This is a genomic window from Anaerostipes hominis (ex Lee et al. 2021) (assembly GCF_002270485.1).
Lineage (GTDB): Bacteria > Bacillota > Clostridia > Lachnospirales > Lachnospiraceae > Anaerostipes > Anaerostipes hominis.
Genome location: NZ_NQOG01000003.1, coordinates 151,603 through 170,024 on the forward strand (window position 1 = coordinate 151,603; position 18,422 = coordinate 170,024).

Genomic DNA, 18,422 nt, shown 5'->3' on the forward strand with positions numbered 1-18,422 from the left:
GCAATCTCCCCTGAACTTAATTTAAACTCAATATATTTTTTGCATCCTCCGGTGTCGCCACCTGATTCCCAGCTGTTTTAATGATTTTCGCAGCACGCTCCACTAACTGGGCATTTGATCTGGCTAATTCCCCCGGTCCATAGTATACATTATCTTCCATTCCAACTCTGAGATGTCCTCCCATGGCAACCGCAGCCAGCATGATCGGGACATGTTGTTTTCCAATTCCAAGTGCACCCCATGTGCAACCTTTGGGAATCAGATTTTTCAAATACACAAGATTTTCTACGGTTGCGGCGCTGCCCCCTGCTGCTCCCAATACAAATTGATAGTGAGCCGGAGCCTTTAATACACCTTTCTTTAAATAATGTATGGAATTGTAAATCATCCCGGCATCAAAAATCTCGATTTCAGGCTTTACACCACATTCTTGCATCGTCATTCCTAATTCCTCTAAAAACCTGGGATGGTTAAGAAACAGACTGTTGTGCATCCAGTTCATGGAACCGCAGTCGTACGAAGCCAGATCCGGCTTACAGACCTTAAGATGTGCCTGTCTTGTTTCATCTGTTGCATTCAAATCACCGGATGTAGTGCAGTTTATCAAAATATCGCACTGTTCACGGATATATCCCACGGTTTCTTCAAACCTGGCAGTATCCATTGTTCCCTTACCTTCATCATCTCTCATATGAAGATGGCAGATGGCTGCCCCTGCTTTATAGCACTCATAAACATCATCTGCGATTTCCCTTGGTGTCATGGGAATATTCGGATTATCTTTTTTCGTTGGCCACGCCCCTGTGGTTGCGACCGTGATCATTGTTTTACTCATCCTATCCTCCTAAAGCTCTTTTACTGATTCCTGTACTATGTGATCCTTGTTGAATTTATATTCATTGACAAATGATACTGCAATAGAAACGATCAATGCTGCACCTGCAAAAATCAGGTACGCATAGTTCAGGTTGCCAATGACATTTGTTACAATCCCATTGATCAGGAAGCACCATGCTGTTACAAAGCCCTGTATCGGAAATATGACGGAATTCACCTTATCAAACCCATGTCTTCCAAAAATAGATGTAGGAAATGAAGTTGTGAAATTGGCACTACCGCCGATTCCAAATCCGATCATAAAGATTGAAATATAGAAAAGAATCCCTGTAGTCCCATCAGAAATTACATTGATGACCAAAGCCGCTGCATACCAGACTCCGAAGCCCTGCATTGTTTTTTTTGTTCCAATCCGGTCATCAATGATCCCGATCAGCCAGGAACCGAACACACCTAATAGTGCAACTACCGTCATCAAGGATAAGGCGTTGGCCTGGCTCATCCCAAAATCCCTGATGTTTCTGGTGACCAGCTGTTGCATAACGCCTACTGAACAAATCTGGAACATTCCAGTAAAAATAGCTGCTAACCAAAGCTCTTTGGTTTTTAGCAGTTTTGATGTAGTCCATTCAGAATCTTCTTTTGAAGTGAAATATTCTTTTTTGTAAACCTCATCCGGCACATTATCTGGATTCAATCCCCGTTCCTTAGGTGTATCCCTGATGAAAACAGCACCTATTACTCCTAAGATAACTGCTGCAATCCCAATAGGGATGCATCCTTTGGCGATCCCTCCGCAGACTGCCACCAGCCCGGTTAAAATTGCTACATAAAAGGCTGATGCAAAGTTATGTCCCATGGTCGTGTATCCCATCACGATACCCTTTTTCTTTGGAAACCAGTTGGCTACCAGAGTACCGCCTGCTATGTAGCCCGCTGACATCATCCCCGTTGCACATAAAATCATTGCCGCCGTATACACAGGAAGCGTTGTGGCACTTCCGCAGATGATATATGCGATTCCTGCTATGATCGTAAAAATTGATGAAGTTGCACGGGCGCCAATCTTTTTATTGATCTGCCCTACGATAATAAAACCTATGACAGCGATCATTCCTGCATATCCATTTGCCTGGATGACCGTTCCCGGGCTCACTCCTATATTCTGGGCTGCCGCAGGGGCCAGTACGTTCGTTCCGTCATTGATCATACCTACATAAAAGAAGAACATAAACAGACAATAAAGAATCGTTCCCCAGCCAGCCACTCCAAAGTTTATAACAGAGTTTTTTTTATCCATAAAATCCCTTTCTTTTCCCAATGAAAGCCGCTGCTTTGGCGGCTTTCACTCATTGCTGTTTATTATCTGTTCATGCATCCTGTTCCACCATACAGATAAGTTCTGTCCGGTACATCATTTAGATCATCTTCATCAATCTCCGCAACACAGCGTGCCATGGAGCCGTCACCCATGTACCACCGGATTGGAAAACAATTAAATCTGAACCGTTTTCCGGATACTTTGTCCAGATCCCCGCCAAGGTTTTCTACACCGACAATTCCATGACCTAACAGCATTTTATGGCAAGGTTCCCATGTACCCCAGCATCCGATGGCTTCCAGCTCCCCAAATTTTTCATCGTAGGCTTCCTGTCCATGAATCCTTATGTATTCTTCTTTGTCAAACTCAGCATAGGCTTCTTCTCCGAACTGCTCCTTGTATTCTTCTGTAATCGGTTTTCCTGAAGCACCTAATAAGTTCATGCGGGTCATACCGTTATTGCCCATTGCCGTATGGAGCGGATGATCCAGTGCCTGCATATCCATGGCTACACATTTCACTTTGTGTTCCACGAACCATTTCCCCGCATCAATCCCTGTACCGCAGGAATAATGATAATATTCTTTGGAATCATCAAACTGACGGTGCATTCCTGTATTTAAGCAGACCACCATTCCCTCTAATTCCTCTGGCCTGATATCTGCACGCTTACATGCATCCTCCAGATGTTCCGGCATAATCAGTCCCCAGCGATCTACATTAATTTCAAGGCAGACTGCATCTCCTGTATAGGCATCCACCGGCATTTCATGGGTATAGCGTGCCCTTTTGCCATCAAACTCAACTTCCATAACATGACGGGGAGCGTCACAATGTGTGCCTGTGTGCATCGTACATCCGATATACTGTGTCAGAACACCTCCTTTTGCCATGGTATGTTTGCTGTCAATCACCGGCTTATCAAAATAAGGCCATCTTGGAATCTCTGCGCTGAATGGATGTGTTAAATCAATAAATACTTTTTTTCCCATAATTTTTTCCTCCGAAACTATTTTCCATAAATCATTTTGATAAGATAATCATTTAAACCATTTTTAGAAGCATTAATCTCTTCCTGTGTGTATTCCCTGAAACCTTTTCCTGTCTTAAATCCCAGATCGCCATGTTCTTTTAGATTTTTCAATAATGGAGAGGGTTCTTTGGAATCTTCTAAATATTCCAGTACATAGTCGTGGATATTCCATGTCAGATCGACACCGACCATATCCGCATTTTCGATGGGCCCTAACTGCGGAAGTCTCAGACCAAAACTGTACTTCACAGCTTCATCCACTGTTTCAGCATCTGCTATTCCCTGTTCCACAATGGAGATTGCTTCTCTCCAAAGCGCATGCTGCATACGGTTTGCAATGAATCCGGGAACATCCTTCCTGCATAAAACAGCTTTTTTCCCAGCCTCGTTCAGAAACCTGATCACATCCTGCGCAGTTTCAAAATCAGTCCCCTCTGCGATCACAACTTCCACCAGCGGGATCAGATACGCCGGGTTCCAGAAATGGGTTCCTACAAAACGAGCTTTCTTTTGTAATTTCTTTGATATTAAGGTAGGACTCATGACCGAGGTATTGGTAGCAAAGATTGTGTCCTCTCTGCAGATTTCCTCCAACTGTCTGAAAATATCCTGTTTCAATTCCAGATTTTCAAATACACATTCAAATACAAGATCGGCATTTGAAGCTGCATCTTCCAAATCAGTTGAAAAATGAATCCTTTTAACTCGTTCTTCCATCTCTTCCTTCGTAAAGATGCCTTTTTCTCCCAGCATCCCAAAATCCTTCTGGATATCCTGGTAAATATCTACGTCCTTCACATCATATAAACAGACTTTTACGCCTTCTATGTTGGTGCAGACCTGAGCAATCCCTTTTCCCATCATTCCGGCACCGACTACTGCGACTTTTCTGATCATCATCTTTACTGCCTCCAATTCTAATTAGCCCAGTATCCGCCTTCTGTGGCCACATTTGCACCGGTCATAAAATCACTGGCAGATGAAGCGAGGAAAATACATGGCCCTACGAAATCCTCCGGTTCCCCGAGCCGTCCAATCGGAAGACGTTTCAGGAAATTTTTATAGACTTCACTGTCCGGGTCAAACATCCACTCTGTAAGATCTGAGCGGAACACTGTCGGATTAATCGTATTGACATTGATTTTATATTTTGCTGTCCACTCACAGGCAAGAGACTGTGCCATCAGGTCAATCCCTCCTTTTGCTGTACAGTAGCCCGTATAATTTGCCATACCCATCTTGGATCTGGCAGAAGATACTAAAATAACTTTTCCGCCTTTACCCTGTTTTATCATTTCTTTGCCCACATACTTACAGAACAGCCATGTCCCCTGTACATCTGAATCCATGATCTTTTTCCACATGGACAAATCCTGTTCAATGATCGGCTGAGGATGATTGTATCCCGCAGATGTTACCAGTACATTGATTTCTCCGAATTTTTTTACCGTATCATCTACGACCTTGATGACATCTTCCTCAACCGCCGGATCTCCGCAGGAATATCCGCATTCTATCCCTTCTGCTTCCAGTTCATCACATAAGGCTCTGCATGTTTCTTCTTTTCTTCCGGTTACCATGACCTTCATTCCGGCATGTCCATATCCAAAGCAGACCGCTTTTCCCAAAGCCCCTGTGGCACCTGTGATGATTGCAACCTTCCCTTTTACATCAAACATATTGTTTACGAACTCTTTATTTACCATGATGCTCCTCCGCTTCTTCTATGCTTCCGGGTAATTGATGATTACCAGCATTTTTGCTGCGTTATTTGTTCTGTTCTCTAAATAGCGCCCCTCATTCGGAGGGAATGAAATAGACTCTCCTGCATGGATGATATATTCATGATTGTCCGAATCCCGGACAGACATCTCACCTTCCAGCACATAGTATACTTTTTCCAGTGGATTATCTTCATAGGCATACTCTGCTCCTCCGCCCGGAAGGAATGTTGACAATCCGACCCAGAATTTCTCTGCCCCTGTTTCCTCTTTTCCGTGAATACGCATGGCAGTCATCCCATAATGTCCCGGTGCTTCATAGGTTTTTAATTCTTCTAATGTTCTTTTGATCATTCAAATCTCCTTTCTAAATTTTGATACTTTTTTCACAAATCAACCCGAAGTAGATGCATCTTTTCTGTTTTCCTTCGACATCTATGATGATAGCATTGTATTTTTATGCGTACAATACTTACAATTCTGTCACTCAGTAACCATTTGGTTACCTGCCAACCATAAAGTAACTACCTTTTCACCGCATATTCTCTTACTTTTCCGGTTATTTGCCCCAGCACTTCCGTTATTTTTTTTATCAAAATCATTTACAAAATTATTCTCAGTGTTATACAATACACATAACCTTATAATTAGACAAAAACATTACAAGGAGGAATTCTATGGAGCAAAAAGGTACAAACCCCTATCATTTTGCCTTAAATTGTATTAAAGGAAAATGGAAAATGACATTACTCCATCACATTCACTACCATGGAAAGATCCGTTTCAACCAGACCCTAAACCATTTTCCTATCAGTGAGAAGGTATTAAGCCAGCAGTTAAAAGAATTAATGCATGATAGATTGATCCGCAGGATCCAGTACAATACAATCCCCCTGAAGGTTGAATATGTCCTGACCCAAAGCGGCGAAGATCTGATACCGGCCCTTGATATACTTTATGTATGGAGTATGCGCAGGATGGCTGAATCCGGAATTGAGATCGACCCTGATAATTTTGATGTACACTCGGATCGTAAATACATAGAACAGCTGGAAGATATCTTTCGGATGTATGAGAGGCAGCAGGAATTGCTGCATTACGATGCACAGAAAAAATATGATATCGGAAAATAAAAAAAGTTGCCCAGTTCACACTGGGCAACACCAATATTAAATCAAGGATATTTCCGGTACAGGAAATTACTCTTCTTTTTCTCTGCGGTTATTGTAAAAAAACATAACGACCGCTGCCGCTATGATAATGAAATACCCAAGGATGCTGAATCCATCCGGCACCTGCCCGAACAAAAAGAATCCGAGAAGTGTCGAAAAGATAATCTGAGTATAGTCATAGATGGATATTTCTTTTCCGGGCGCATACGTATAAGCCGCCGTGATGGAAAACTGCCCGCCAGCTGCGGCAAGTCCGGCCAGGAGCAGATACACAAGCTGTATCCCTGAAATTGGACGAAAAGTTCCAATCATAAACGGAATGCAGCTTATACAGGAAAATGTAGAGAAGAAAAACACGATGAACGGTCCTCTCTCTCCTCTGGTTCCAAGCTTTCTTACACAGGCATAGGCACATCCTGCGAACATCCCTCCTAAAAATCCGATGAATGCCGGAAGAACCAAGACCGATGCAAAACTTGGTTTTACAATGAACATACTGCCGATAAATGCGGATGTGATACAAGTCAACTGGAATACGGAAATTTTTTCTCTCAGGATCAGATAAGAAAATACAATGACAAAAAAAGGTGACAATTTGTTCAGCGTAGACGCATCCGAAAGCACCAGATGATCCACCGCATAAAAATTACAAAAAATACCTAAGGTCCCTGCTAAGGACCTTAGGATAAACCAGTGTAAATTCTTGATCTGAAAATGGAATCCGGCGCCGCTTCTTTTGATCATCACAAATGCAAAGATCAGGGCTACCAGATTCCTGAAAAAGCTCTTTTCAATCGACGGAAGATCTCCGGAAAGCTTTACAAATGCATTCATCCATGCAAAGCAGAACGCCGACAGGATGATGCAGACGATCCCCCGAATCTTCTGGTTTTTTGACAAGCTTATACCCTGGATAAATATTCCCCGGTTCTTGTATCAATCTTCAATGTATCACCCTGGTTGACAAACAGAGGGACATTGACATTTGCACCCGTCTCTACCGTACAAGGCTTTGTAGCGCCCTGAGCTGTGTTTCCTTTTTCTCCCGGTTCACATTCCGTCACGAGCAGTTCTACATGCAGAGGAGCCTCTACCTGGAAAACTGTTCCGTTGTGTGAAACCAGAGTAACGTTCATATTTTCTTTTACAAACTTCAGTGACTCCCCAATGGTGTCCGGGTCCAGAGCGATCTGGTCGAAAGTCTCCGGATCCATGAAATGGAATAATTCACCGTCTGTATATAAATACTGCATTTCTTTTCGTTCGATGTGAGCATTCTCAAACTTCTCAGATGGACGGAAAGACTTTTCAATCGCACCCCCACTCTTGATATTTTTTAACTTCGCGCGCACGAAGGCTGCTCCCTTTCCAGGCTTCACATGCTGAAACTCAATAATCTGATAAATATTGCCTTCGTATTCGATGGTCAGCCCATTCTTAAAATCTCCTGCGGATACCATATCGTAATTTCCTCCTTAATCATTTTGTTCTATAACATTCTATAATAAATGGTACTTCTTATCAACTATTTATTTGCCAATTTATATACATTAAAGATATCTTCTTTATTTAAGACACGAAAAGCCCCAATGGTCCTCGTATCTTTGTAGGAACATCCGTCGGCCATCGTCCACAGTTCGTCCTCTGTCTTAAGGCCGATTTCTTTGGCTTCTGAAAAACAGGTCGGCATATCCAGTAACTTAAAGTAATTTACGGTAGCGTTGATCGCTTTTCTCGCCACTTCTTCTTTATTGTCCCCGGAAATTCCCCACACCTTATCGGCAAAGCGCACAAACCGGTCTACATCTTCCATGTAGGAATACTCTGCCCATGCTCCCCAAACGGCGGAAAGGCTGGCTCCGTGGGCGATATCAAACTTGGCGCTCAGTTCATGTCCCAGCTGGTGAGGAGCAAAATCTTTCTCAGCGCCAAGACCGGTCAGTCCGTTGTGTGAAATACTTCCGCACCACATGATCTCGCTCATGCTCTCATAATTATGAGAGTCCTGGATCGCGATTCTTCCGTTGGCGATCACGGTCCGAAGAAGCCCTTCGGCGATCTCGTCGGTCAGCTGATTGCCCTTTGTCTTCGTAAAGTAACGGTCCAATGTATGCATCATAATGTCGACAATGCCGCAGCCCACCTGATACTTGGGAAGCGTATAGGTAAGTTCCGGATTCATGATGGCAAACTCAGGGCGATTCAGATCCGTACTGAGACCTCTTTTTACCTGGATCTCCGTATTGGTGAGGACGGCTGAATCACTGGTCTCACTTCCAGCGGCTGCGAGAGTCAGGATGACACCTACCGGCAGTGTTTTTTCCACTTTCTTTTTCCGGGACCAAAACTCCCATATGTCCGTATCCGGATTTGCAGCTCCGTGCGAAACTGCCTTCGCAGTATCGATCACACTTCCGCCTCCCACGGCAAGAATCAGATCTGCCTGGAATTCAACGGCCTTCTGAACAGCTTCTCTGGCAAAATCAAGTCTTGGATTCGGTTTTACTCCGCCGATGGTCTCCACCTTGAGCCCTGCCGCTTCCAGTGTCCCGGTCACTCTTCCAAGCAGCCCGCTCTTTACGACACTTCCTCCTCCATAGACAACGAACACTCTGGAGCCGTGATATTTCTTCGCCAGCTCTGCCACCCTGTCCTCTGAAGCTTTTCCAAAAACAATCTCTGTCGGTGTGTAATGGGTAAATGCCTGCATCTTCATTCCTCCTGTTTTATAGATGGGTTAATTTTCCAACGATCTCTTCCGCAATCTCTTCGACATTTTTATGATCTGTATCTACAATGATATCTGCCGCCGCGCGATACTTCGGTCTCCGAATCTCCATCAGTTCCGAGATGTACTCCGTATTCTTGCGCCCTCTGAGCAGGGGACGTTCGTCACTGTCTTTGACACGCTCCAGGATCGTCTCCGGTGAAGCAGTCAGGAGAACAACCCTGCCGTTCTTCTTCATCTCCCGGACATTAATCTCTCTCATCGCCACTCCGCCTCCGCAGGAGACGATCTGGTTATTCTTTTTCTGGAGCTCGATCAGAAGGTTGGTCTCGCAGTTTCTGAAATATTCTTCGCCGTACTCCTCAAAGATCTTGTTAATCGACATGTGTTCTTTATTAACGATTACCTGATCCATCTCTACCTGCGGTGACGCAAGGATCTTGCTTAAATAGTCAGATACTGTACTCTTTCCGACACCCATAAATCCAATCAGAAAGATATTGTGTGTAAACAAAGTCCTTGCCTGGATTTTCCTGCTGTTTTCCACAATATACGTAAAAATATCAAGGATCTCTTCCTTATATGTATTCTCTTTTACATGCTCTTTCAGCATTTTGCGCTGCCGCTTTTCCTGTTCCGGCTGCAGAATCGGAAGTCCGTTCTCCTTTTTGTATTCCATGATCTCTTTGATAATGTCCATCCGGTCTTCCAGAACCGACACGATCTGTTTGTCGCAGACTTCCAGTCTTTCTCTGATCTCTTCTAACCTTCCCATTGTGTTCCTCACTTTTCTTCAATCGTAGTCTAATGTGGTTCAGTATACCATAATCCGGCATTTCTTTCAATATTGTGCTCAGCCGTACCTCATCGTTTTATATCTGGTGCCGGGATTTAATAAACCCTATAAAGTCTTCAACGATCGGTGAGAGATATTTATCCTTCTGTGTAACGAGATAGATATATCTCTTGATCTCAGGCCTTTTAATGGGGATTGCCTCCACCTCCATGGTTTCCAGAATAGGAATTCTCGGCACAATAGAAATCCCGAGCCCGGCGGCCACAAGGCCTGCAACAGAGGAATCCTCCTCCCCTTCATATGCGATGAAAGGCTGCGCTTTTACCTCAGTAAAAAGTTTATTGATAAACGGCCTCAGACCGCTTTTGCGCGAAAACATAATGTAAGGATAATTCGTTGTCTTTGCCAGGTCAACGGCCTCTTCCCCTGCCAGAGGATGTCCTTTGGGCGTGATCAGCACAAGCTCTTCTTCCACAACAGGAGTGAAATTCAACCGGTCTTCACCCTCTTTATAGGATGAAAATACGAGATCATAGGTACCCTTTTTCAATTCCCCGATCATCTGCTCTGTGGTTCCCTGTCCAAAAGAAAAACGGATATTCTTACCCTCATTCTCTTTCATGTAATCACTCATATTTTGTGGGATAAAATGACTTCCCAGAGTATAAATATATCCGATGTCGATATATCCGCCGGCCATTCCGGATACTTCACCCACCACACGCCTTCCTTCATCCAGCATGTCCAGTGACTGTATCACATATCGGCAAAAAAGCTCACCCTCTTTGGTAAGCCTGGCATTTCTTCCAACTTTTTCAAACAATTTGACATTTAACTCCTTTTCAAGAGCATTGATGGCATGGCTCAGACTGGGCTGGGTGATATTTAAAATGTGGGCAGCCCTGGTGTAGTGCTGCTCTTTCGCCAGTGTTCTCAAATAATATAGATGATTCAGATTCATATGATCCCTCCGGAATTGGTTTTCTTAGTTATGAGTATACCTTATCGTGCGGAGCACGTCCACCCGAAGGGTATGAGTTACGGTATGCCCTGTGGGTATACCTTATCGTGCGAAGCACTCCCATCCGAGGATTTACAATACGGTGTGCCCTGTGGGTATATTCTTCATTGCATTTGTATACACAGTTTGATATAATTATTGCAGTGAAATAGAAAGAAAAATGGAGGAACTAACTATGGCTGCAAAGAATTTCCGCAATCTATTTGAACCATTTACAGTAAAATCAATGACATTAAAAAACCGTATTGTCATGACGCCGATTGGAACAAATTTTGCTGAGCGAACAGGAGAAGTCAGTGATAAACTGATTGCATATTATAAACAACATGCAAAAGGAGGCATAGGCCTCATCACAGTGGAAGGTGCCAGTGTCGCATCCCCTCAGGGATCTTTAAGCACGAACCAGTTGAGAATTGACCATGACAACTACATCCACGGGCTGTACAAGCTCTGTGAAGCGATCCATGAATACGGATCCAACGCTTCCATTCTGCTCAATCACGGCGGTGCCGACTCGGACGGTTCTGTGACAAATATCCAGCCGGTATCTGCTTCTGATATTCCATCAAAAGCTGGAGGAGACATCCCGAGACCTCTTACGATAGAAGAGATCCACGGTATTGTCCAGAAGTTTGCAGACGCTGCTAAGCGCGCAGTCACAGCCGGCTTTGATGCTGTTGAGATTCAGGCAGGACACGGCTATCTGCTGAACCAGTTCTTATCCCCGCTGACCAATGACAGGACAGATGAGTTTGGCGGTTCCAAAGAAAATCGTGCACGCTTTACAACGCTCGTCTTAAAAGCAGTCCGCGAAGTTGTAGGCGAGAATATCCCGATCTTTTTGAGAATCAGTGCAGATGAGCTCACTGAAGGCGGAAACTCACTGAATGACACATTGGAGATCGTTGAATATTTTGAAGATTATGTAGACGTATTTGCAGTATCCGCAGGTCTTACCTGTACAATCCAGTATCAGCATGACGCAGATTACCTTCCGGACGGATGGAAATCTTATATGTCCAAGGCTGTTAAGAAGAAAACAGGAAAGCCATGTACCGCTGAAGGAAATATCCGTGAACCTGAGATCGCCAATGAGATTTTAAAGAGCGGCCAGTCTGACCTGATCGGTATCGGCCGAGGACTGATCGCAGATCCTGAGTGGGTCAACAAAGTACAGTTCGGAAACACCGATGATATCAACAAATGTATCTCCTGCAACAATGGATGTACTGCAACGCTCAGCAACAAACCGATGCGCTGTACTGTCAATCCATTTGTAGTAAGCGGAGAAAATTATAAAAAAGAGCATATCAAGAAGCCTTGCAACGTGGTTGTTATCGGAGGCGGTACCGCAGGCCTTGAAGCCGCATGTACTGCAGCAGAGGTGGGATGTTCCACTGTTCTGATCGAAAAGACCAACCAGCTTGGCGGACTGGCCAGACGTGTGGGCAACATGCCGAATAAAAAACGTCTTGGTTACTTCCCTGCTTATCAGGAAAAAAGAGCCATGGCCCTTAAAAACCTGTTTATCTGCAAGAATGTAGAAGCTACCGCGGAATTTGTAGACGGATTCAAACCGGACATCGTTGTCAACGCAACCGGCTCCAACCCACTGCTTCCGAATATTCCAGGCCTTAAGGAAAACCTTGAGAAAGGAAATGTCTCTACAATCTTTGACCTGGTTGACAAGGTAGACACATTTGAAAAAACAGATCTTTCCGGCAAAAAAGTCGTTGTCATAGGCGGAGGAAATGTCGGTTTGGATGTGGTTGAATTCTTTGCTCCTAGAAAAGCAGACGTGACCATTGTAGAGAAAAAGCCTCATTTTGGAGAAGACCTGGATCTGATCACAAGAACCGGTGCCAATGAGCTTTTGGAGAAATATAAAGTCACTCAGTATCCGAATGCCAACCTTTTGAAAGTGAAAGAGAATTCTTTCATTGTCCGTCATGACTATAAGGATCTGGAATTAGATTTTGACTACGGATTTATCTGTCTCGGAATGCAGTCTGCCACACCGGCGCTGCAGGCTCTGTACGATCATTTTGTGGATGAGGGCATTGAAGTTCTCAACATTGGTGACAGTGCAAAGACAAGGCGTATGATCGAAGGTGTCAAAGAGGGACGTGATATCCTGATCGCACTGGAGAGACATCACTTCTTATAAATTTCATTAATGATATTTTAAAGGTCTTTGGGAAAAGCTATTGTCATGCTTTTTCCAAAGACCCTTTTTATTTATTAGGTAAACCGAAAAAGATTTATTATTCTTTTTGTTGAGGTATTATAACTACTGATTTTTAAGGATAACATGTTGTTTTCGTTAATATCAGTGCTCACTAGAATCTGGGTGTCATCATAAGCTGTTGTAAATACTTTGATTTCTTTATTTTTTTCGTCAACCCCCTTTATTTTTCTTGGGTTTTGAATCATTTTACATGTATACAGACAGTTAAAAAAACTTCCTTGTTCTAAATCTGCAATTTTTTCGAGATCATTTCCTCTATACTCTTTCATTGTTACTGTTGTAAAATTTGCAACCCAGCTGATTAGACTGTCATTTTCCTCCGCCAATAATTTACTGTCAGAATTATATGAGTTATAGAGCAAGATTTGTTCCCCATTGTTACTGGGAAGTAACTCTGTAGTCTCTTCCGACTGTGAATGATTCAAATCATACTTTTTCAAATCTAATATTTTATCAATTTGAAATCTACTATCTGCTTTTCTCAGAATTACAAGAGATGTAACATTTGAGATTAATATTTTGTCTTTGTTGTAATATATCAGCTCCCATCCATCACCTGGGGCTGATTTTTTTTTATTTACTTTATAAAATTGTTGCTTGGTCAACGTTTTCATATCTTCTGTTTTTACTTTTTTTGTCTCAGGATATTTTTTCTGCTCTTTAATGCCCGTAGCCTGACACGCTGTTCCAAAAACAATGATAAATACGGAAATAAGTAATTGAAGTATTTTTTTTCTCATAATCCTACCTTTCTGTCATTTATATGAACCACTTATATGAACATATTTCGCTTGTGTCATCCATCCTCGAGAACTCAGTGGGACGTTTCGCAACATGTCTTTTTTCTTATTGCTTGAATGTTGACAAATAAAAACATCCTTTTTTCTGTTCCATGGATCACCTGGAGTAGTAGGATTAGGGACATAACCAGAAATGATTACACTGTGTGTAGCTGTATACTGTCCTACCTTACTATTCCATGGTACTTTCTGAACAATATCACCTAATCTGCATCCTTTCATATTAGTCTTAGATGCTTTCAAGCCCTTTACTGATGATGATCCCTTATTTTCTCGCCAGTAGTTGTGAAACATCTGTGCACCTTTCCATGATGAATTGTATCTATACCATTTTTTAGATGCTTCTTTACCTTCTTTATCTTCAGTAATTCCGCCAGCTTTTAGGCATTGAGAAGTGAAATTTGTACAGTCTCCATCCCCAGAATAAAATGGATAATTTGGATTAGGCTTTAAAGCGTACTTTAATGCATATGCTTTAGCCTTATTTCTATCATAACTACTAAATTTATATTTTTTCTTTGCTGCACTAGTATCAGTCATTTCATAACTTTGAATGTTATTAGATTGTTCCTGCTCTAATTTATTAACATAAGATTTGGCAACCTTAATTATATCTTTTTGCTTTTTCTCTAGAGCGGCTTTATCGGTTTGCTTATCTTTCATCGTTTTGAGTGCTTGTTTAAAGTCTCCTTCTACATTATCATTCTGTATAAACCACTCTCCATTTATTTTTTCTAAATAAATCAAATGTTCATGTAGTTCCTCTGATTCTGTGTCCTTTGAACAATTATAATGGATTTTAATATCTTCAGTTAATGATACTTTTGCCTTGCTTTCATTAATTAAAATCTTATTATAAGTAAGTTCAGAATTAAATTTTTCAAAACACAGATCTGAATTCTGAACCTTACGATACTTTATTAAAGTATCTAAATCAAAATACTCTAAATTTTCATCAGAATTAAAATATGATTTTAATTTGGAATCCATCTTTAAATGGGCTAAAGCTTTATTCTTATCCATAAAAAAATTATTCAAGACTTTTTTAATTTGAACATTATCAGTTGATTCTTTTTCAACAAATTCATTGGCAAATGTATTCTGCAAAGCAAATAGAATAAAGCCTAAAACTATACAACATATGCTTATTATTTTTTCATACCTCTTCCTCCTTCTTTACTAATCTGATAGTTATATACTAAATAATAATCCGTAGAACCATCTATGTCAACAGTTATGACTACTTATACCATAATGTTATTAATTCCTAATATAATTTTAATATTTGCTTGATATAAACATTTTCTTTATTACAAAAACAAAAAATAGTATGCTGATTCCACTACAATCAGCATACTATCCTCGATAAAAATCATGTAATAATTTTTACTCAACTTTTCTTATAAAAATGCAGAACGATCCTCTCAAGATACCGTTTCAATACGATTTGTATCTCCTCTTTTGGATTCATGGGCTTTACAAGGATACTGTAAACATTGGCCCTATTGGCCCCGTAGACATCCGTAAACAGCTGGTCTCCCACAAACAGTGTATTAGACCGGTCTGTTCCCATCAGCTTCATGCCCTTCTCATAACTTCCCACCATAGGCTTGTTCGCTTTATAAATATAGTAGGTTCCTTCCACTGCTTCGCAGAACTTTTTCACTCTGGGTTCCTTGTTATTGGACATAAAACAAAAATCAAAGCCGATGTCTTTCAGTTCCCTGAAAAAACGGACTGCCCGGTCATCTGCGGGTGCATTGTGAGGCACCAGGGTATTATCTACATCAAATAAAATCCCCCGGTATCCTCTGTCATAATATGCTTTAAAGTCAATGGAATAAGTACTGTCCATATATTCATTCGGGTAAAATTTCTCAAACATCTTCTGTGTATCCATCCTTTATTTTTCTTTTGTCCTATTCTAGCATATAACTGAAAAAAAGCCAAACTTCCCTGAATGTGGACGTGCATTTTAAGAAATGCTATAATAAAATAAGAAAACTGTTAAATATGGCAAAGGAGAATAACATGGATCAGGAATTAAAAAAAGAATTTCAGGCTGACCTGGCCGAATTTCATTTAATGACCAGAAAGTTTTATCAAAAAGAAATCAGCGTTAAAGAATATAAAGGTTTTTCAGGAGGATTTGGAAGCTACGCACAGAGGGGCGGCGGTTCCAGTATGCTGAGACTTCGGTTTACCGGGGGAGAAATTACGAAAGATAAACTCCAGTTTATTGCGGACAGTGTTGAAAAATATAAGATAGACAAACTCCATCTGACCACCTGTCAAACCGTACAGGTACACAATCTAAATGATGTTACCGTATCTTCCCTCATCGAGGAAGCGTTTGAGCATGATATTATCACCAGAGGCGGCGGCGGTGATTTTCCCAGAAATGTCATGGTTTCTCCTCTCTCCGGAGTAGAAAAAGAAGAATACTTTGACGTGCTTCCATATGCCAGAGAGGCCGCCGATTATCTTCTGACTTTCATCAAACGGGTGAAAATGCCCAGAAAGCTGAAAGTCTGTTTCTCTAATTCTCCAAAGAATATAACACACGCCACTTTCCGTGATCTTGGATTTGTTGCCCGCAAGGATCACACCTTCGACGTTTACAGCGCCGGCGGCCTTGGCAACAATCCTAAAATGGGCATACTCGTAGACGAAGGGACAGACCCATCAAAAGTACTGTACTATATTAAAGCTATGATTCTGACATTTATACAGCACGGCAACTATGAAAACCGCGGGAAAGCCAGAACACGGTATATGCAGGATACTTTGGGCCAGGAAGGCTACCGGGCTGCTTTTCTTGAAAACCTCAGCAAGGCAATGGCTGAAGATTCTCTTGACCTCAATGTACAGGAAGTTCCTGTGACAAAAGAAGGCTGCGGCTTCCTTGAGGAAAACTTCCGGATTACCGCACAGAAACAGGACGGTCTTTACAGTGTTTTATATCATCCGTTTGGAGGGAATATCCCGCCGGAGCTGATCGCACCGATCAATGAAGCTGTACAGAAGATGGACCAGGTGGTCCTGAGAATCTCCCCAGACGAAAGCCTTTATTTCATCAACTGTAACAAAGAGGAAGCCCTGGAACTCCTGGAACTTACCAAAGACAGTGCATCCAACCTGTTTGAGACATCTGTCGCCTGTATTGGCAGCGGGATCTGTCAGATAGGTCTCAGAGACTCTCAAAAGCTCTATAAAGCTGTCATGGATAAGATCCGCCCCTTAGATTTTTCGAACGGTGTGCTCCCGCAGATCCATATTTCCGGCTGTCCATCCTCCTGTGGAACTCACCAGATTGGGACACTTGGCTTCCGCGGAGCCACAAAGGTTATTGATAAAAAACCTCTTGCAGCCTTCCAACTGTATATCGGCGGAGAGGAAACACAGGGCAATGCACAGTTCGGGGAGGACGCCGGAACCATTCTGGAAACAGATATTCCGGACTTCTTAATAGAAATTGGACAGGCAGTACAGAAAGAACACAAATTATATTCCGACTGGATAAAAGAAAATCCAGATGTTCTAAAAGCTATCATCCAAAAATATACAAAATAAAAAAACACCCCATTGGCATCAATGTTTTTAACATTTTCCAATGGGGTGCTTTTTTATTTTTATCTTCTCTTAATTGTATTCCCTTATAATTATTTATTTGCTCTCTTCCACTGCCGAATGAAAAGTATCAGGATATACAATCGACAGAATATACTCATAGGCTTCGCTCCACCGGCTGTTTGGCTTATACTGATACAGTTCTTTCGGAAGAATAACAAGGTGCTTCTGCTTCACAGCCTTCAAATCCTCCCATCCGGATTCCGTTTCCAAAGTATTATGAAGCTTCTTCAGGGCAAGCTTTCTGTCTCCCATGGTTGTGACAAAAATATAATCAGGATCGCTCTTTGATATCGCCTCCAGTGAAGGAGTCTTATTTTCCGCAAGATTTTTATTGTTCGCAGCTGCATTCTCTACTCCGATGTCCTGCAGGATATTGCAGACTACATTTTCCTCTGTCTTTACCTTGATGTCTGCAGAATAAGCTCTGAGCACCAGTGCAGTCGTTTTCCTGCCTTTTGGTACTTGCTTCAGCAGGTAATCCGCTTCCTCCCTTGCTTTCTCTCCATACTCCTCATAATTATCCTCTTCTCCGGTTACTTCCGTCATTTGTTTTAAAACGTTCAGGTAATCGTCCAGAGTATTCATCCTGACAATATAATATGGAATTTTTTCTTTCTTTAGAGTCTCAGCTGTATCCATCTGCTCCTCAATGTTTCCTGAAATCAGAACCAAATCCGGCTTCAGGGAAAGAACAGCATCCAGATCCGGATATTTGACAGAACCAACATTTTTAATCTTTTTTTTGTTAAGATTTTCGTGAACTACCTCTTCTTCCAGCACATCTGCAGTAGCTCCGCATAATTCTCCTCCGGAGAGCAGCCATACATCCGACAGGGAAGCCGATAACGCTACTACTTTTTCCGGTTCTTTTTTTATCTCTACTTTTCGCCCGGTGGAATCTTTTATCACTGTATATGACTCTTCTTTTATCTGTTTTTTGTCCTTGTCATGGTTTCCCCTGCACGAGGCCAGAAACAAGACACACAGCAGAAGTAATACAGTCGCTCCGCACTTTTTATTCATAATCTGGTATATATTCCCCCTCACCAGTATTTGCCAATGATCTTGCTGACAATATTTTCTTTTATTATATAGTATAACTCCAGCAGGTG

The 18,422-nt window shown here is 42.0% G+C and carries 18 protein-coding genes; 3 read left to right on the top strand and 15 right to left on the bottom strand.

Annotated features, from left to right (window positions below; all coding sequences use genetic code 11):
- Nucleotides 1-16 precede the first annotated feature (16 nt).
- From CI597_RS05000 to CI597_RS05025, 6 genes are all read right to left on the bottom strand, one after another.
- The gene (locus CI597_RS05000) at nucleotides 17-835 is read right to left on the bottom strand and encodes a 3-keto-5-aminohexanoate cleavage protein (protein ID WP_024727792.1); all 819 of its coding nucleotides are present in this window, start codon (nucleotides 833-835) and stop codon (nucleotides 17-19) included.
- Nucleotides 836-844: 9 nt separating this feature from the next.
- Nucleotides 845-2,137 (bottom strand): MFS transporter, encoded by a 1,293-nt coding sequence (locus CI597_RS05005; protein WP_024727793.1) that lies wholly within the window; start codon nucleotides 2,135-2,137, stop codon nucleotides 845-847.
- A 62-nt stretch (nucleotides 2,138-2,199) separates the two neighbouring features.
- Nucleotides 2,200-3,150, bottom strand: a complete 951-nt coding sequence (locus CI597_RS05010) for a cyclase family protein (protein WP_024727794.1) — start codon at nucleotides 3,148-3,150, stop codon at nucleotides 2,200-2,202.
- Between the two features lie 17 nt (nucleotides 3,151-3,167).
- Nucleotides 3,168-4,091, bottom strand: a complete 924-nt coding sequence (locus tag CI597_RS05015) for a 3-hydroxyacyl-CoA dehydrogenase family protein (RefSeq protein ID WP_024727795.1) — start codon at nucleotides 4,089-4,091, stop codon at nucleotides 3,168-3,170.
- Nucleotides 4,092-4,108: 17 nt separating this feature from the next.
- Nucleotides 4,109-4,897: an SDR family NAD(P)-dependent oxidoreductase gene (locus CI597_RS05020; protein ID WP_024727796.1), complete on the bottom strand. Its 789-nt coding sequence runs from the start codon at nucleotides 4,895-4,897 to the stop codon at nucleotides 4,109-4,111.
- An 18-nt stretch (nucleotides 4,898-4,915) separates the two neighbouring features.
- Entirely contained in the window at nucleotides 4,916-5,266 is a 351-nt protein-coding gene (locus CI597_RS05025) for a cupin domain-containing protein (protein WP_024727797.1), read from the bottom strand.
- A gap of 323 nt (nucleotides 5,267-5,589) precedes the next feature.
- Between CI597_RS05025 and CI597_RS05030 the strand changes: the two genes are divergently transcribed.
- A complete protein-coding gene (locus CI597_RS05030; RefSeq protein WP_024727798.1) occupies nucleotides 5,590-6,045 on the top strand; it encodes a winged helix-turn-helix transcriptional regulator in 456 nt (151 codons plus the stop codon).
- Between the two features lie 66 nt (nucleotides 6,046-6,111).
- Here the strand turns inward: CI597_RS05030 and CI597_RS05035 are convergent, their stop codons facing one another.
- From CI597_RS05035 to CI597_RS05055, 5 genes are all read right to left on the bottom strand, one after another.
- Entirely contained in the window at nucleotides 6,112-6,984 is an 873-nt protein-coding gene (locus CI597_RS05035; protein WP_024727799.1) for a DMT family transporter, read from the bottom strand.
- A 2-nt stretch (nucleotides 6,985-6,986) separates the two neighbouring features.
- Nucleotides 6,987-7,544 carry an elongation factor P gene (gene efp / locus CI597_RS05040; protein WP_024727800.1) on the bottom strand — a complete coding sequence of 186 codons (558 nt, stop codon included), beginning with the start codon at nucleotides 7,542-7,544 and terminating at the stop codon, nucleotides 6,987-6,989.
- 65 nt (nucleotides 7,545-7,609) lie between these two features.
- Nucleotides 7,610-8,800 carry an iron-containing alcohol dehydrogenase gene (locus CI597_RS05045; protein WP_034549453.1) on the bottom strand — a complete coding sequence of 397 codons (1,191 nt, stop codon included), beginning with the start codon at nucleotides 8,798-8,800 and terminating at the stop codon, nucleotides 7,610-7,612.
- Between the two features lie 10 nt (nucleotides 8,801-8,810).
- On the bottom strand, nucleotides 8,811-9,587 hold the full coding sequence (locus CI597_RS05050; protein ID WP_024727802.1) for a shikimate kinase: 777 nt from the start codon (nucleotides 9,585-9,587) through the stop codon (nucleotides 8,811-8,813).
- A 97-nt stretch (nucleotides 9,588-9,684) separates the two neighbouring features.
- Nucleotides 9,685-10,569, bottom strand: coding sequence for a LysR family transcriptional regulator (locus CI597_RS05055; protein WP_024727803.1), 885 nt, complete (start codon nucleotides 10,567-10,569; stop codon nucleotides 9,685-9,687).
- A gap of 235 nt (nucleotides 10,570-10,804) precedes the next feature.
- On the opposite strand from CI597_RS05055, the gene CI597_RS05060 reads away from it, so the two are divergent.
- Nucleotides 10,805-12,796: an FAD-dependent oxidoreductase gene (locus tag CI597_RS05060; protein ID WP_024727804.1), complete on the top strand. Its 1,992-nt coding sequence runs from the start codon at nucleotides 10,805-10,807 to the stop codon at nucleotides 12,794-12,796.
- 74 nt (nucleotides 12,797-12,870) lie between these two features.
- Here the strand turns inward: CI597_RS05060 and CI597_RS05065 are convergent, their stop codons facing one another.
- From CI597_RS05065 to CI597_RS05075, 3 genes are all read right to left on the bottom strand, one after another.
- Nucleotides 12,871-13,617: a hypothetical protein gene (locus CI597_RS05065; protein WP_095142887.1), complete on the bottom strand. Its 747-nt coding sequence runs from the start codon at nucleotides 13,615-13,617 to the stop codon at nucleotides 12,871-12,873.
- 15 nt (nucleotides 13,618-13,632) lie between these two features.
- Nucleotides 13,633-14,784 carry an amidase domain-containing protein gene (locus tag CI597_RS17715; RefSeq protein WP_024727807.1) on the bottom strand — a complete coding sequence of 384 codons (1,152 nt, stop codon included), beginning with the start codon at nucleotides 14,782-14,784 and terminating at the stop codon, nucleotides 13,633-13,635.
- 283 nt (nucleotides 14,785-15,067) lie between these two features.
- On the bottom strand, nucleotides 15,068-15,562 hold the full coding sequence (locus CI597_RS05075) for a YqeG family HAD IIIA-type phosphatase (RefSeq protein WP_024727808.1): 495 nt from the start codon (nucleotides 15,560-15,562) through the stop codon (nucleotides 15,068-15,070).
- 146 nt (nucleotides 15,563-15,708) lie between these two features.
- On the opposite strand from CI597_RS05075, the gene CI597_RS05080 reads away from it, so the two are divergent.
- Nucleotides 15,709-17,250: a nitrite/sulfite reductase gene (locus CI597_RS05080; RefSeq protein ID WP_024727809.1), complete on the top strand. Its 1,542-nt coding sequence runs from the start codon at nucleotides 15,709-15,711 to the stop codon at nucleotides 17,248-17,250.
- 93 nt (nucleotides 17,251-17,343) lie between these two features.
- Here the strand turns inward: CI597_RS05080 and CI597_RS05085 are convergent, their stop codons facing one another.
- Nucleotides 17,344-18,333: an ABC transporter substrate-binding protein gene (locus tag CI597_RS05085; RefSeq protein WP_024727810.1), complete on the bottom strand. Its 990-nt coding sequence runs from the start codon at nucleotides 18,331-18,333 to the stop codon at nucleotides 17,344-17,346.
- Nucleotides 18,334-18,422: the final 89 nt, after the last annotated feature.

Coding starts and splice junctions, on each gene's coding strand:
- CI597_RS05055 (WP_024727803.1), bottom strand. CDS start 10,569: ATGAATCTGAATCATCTATATTATTTGAGAACACTGGCGAAAGAGCAG.
- efp (WP_024727800.1), bottom strand. CDS start 7,544: ATGGTATCCGCAGGAGATTTTAAGAATGGGCTGACCATCGAATACGAA.
- CI597_RS05025 (WP_024727797.1), bottom strand. CDS start 5,266: ATGATCAAAAGAACATTAGAAGAATTAAAAACCTATGAAGCACCGGGA.
- CI597_RS05060 (WP_024727804.1), top strand. CDS start 10,805: ATGGCTGCAAAGAATTTCCGCAATCTATTTGAACCATTTACAGTAAAA.
- CI597_RS05080 (WP_024727809.1), top strand. CDS start 15,709: ATGGATCAGGAATTAAAAAAAGAATTTCAGGCTGACCTGGCCGAATTT.
- CI597_RS05015 (WP_024727795.1), bottom strand. CDS start 4,091: ATGATGATCAGAAAAGTCGCAGTAGTCGGTGCCGGAATGATGGGAAAA.
- CI597_RS05045 (WP_034549453.1), bottom strand. CDS start 8,800: ATGAAGATGCAGGCATTTACCCATTACACACCGACAGAGATTGTTTTT.
- CI597_RS05010 (WP_024727794.1), bottom strand. CDS start 3,150: ATGGGAAAAAAAGTATTTATTGATTTAACACATCCATTCAGCGCAGAG.
- CI597_RS05005 (WP_024727793.1), bottom strand. CDS start 2,137: ATGGATAAAAAAAACTCTGTTATAAACTTTGGAGTGGCTGGCTGGGGA.
- CI597_RS05085 (WP_024727810.1), bottom strand. CDS start 18,333: ATGAATAAAAAGTGCGGAGCGACTGTATTACTTCTGCTGTGTGTCTTG.
- CI597_RS05065 (WP_095142887.1), bottom strand. CDS start 13,617: ATGAGAAAAAAAATACTTCAATTACTTATTTCCGTATTTATCATTGTT.
- CI597_RS05075 (WP_024727808.1), bottom strand. CDS start 15,562: ATGTTTGAGAAATTTTACCCGAATGAATATATGGACAGTACTTATTCC.
- CI597_RS05050 (WP_024727802.1), bottom strand. CDS start 9,587: ATGGGAAGGTTAGAAGAGATCAGAGAAAGACTGGAAGTCTGCGACAAA.
- CI597_RS05030 (WP_024727798.1), top strand. CDS start 5,590: ATGGAGCAAAAAGGTACAAACCCCTATCATTTTGCCTTAAATTGTATT.
- CI597_RS05020 (WP_024727796.1), bottom strand. CDS start 4,897: ATGGTAAATAAAGAGTTCGTAAACAATATGTTTGATGTAAAAGGGAAG.
- CI597_RS05000 (WP_024727792.1), bottom strand. CDS start 835: ATGAGTAAAACAATGATCACGGTCGCAACCACAGGGGCGTGGCCAACG.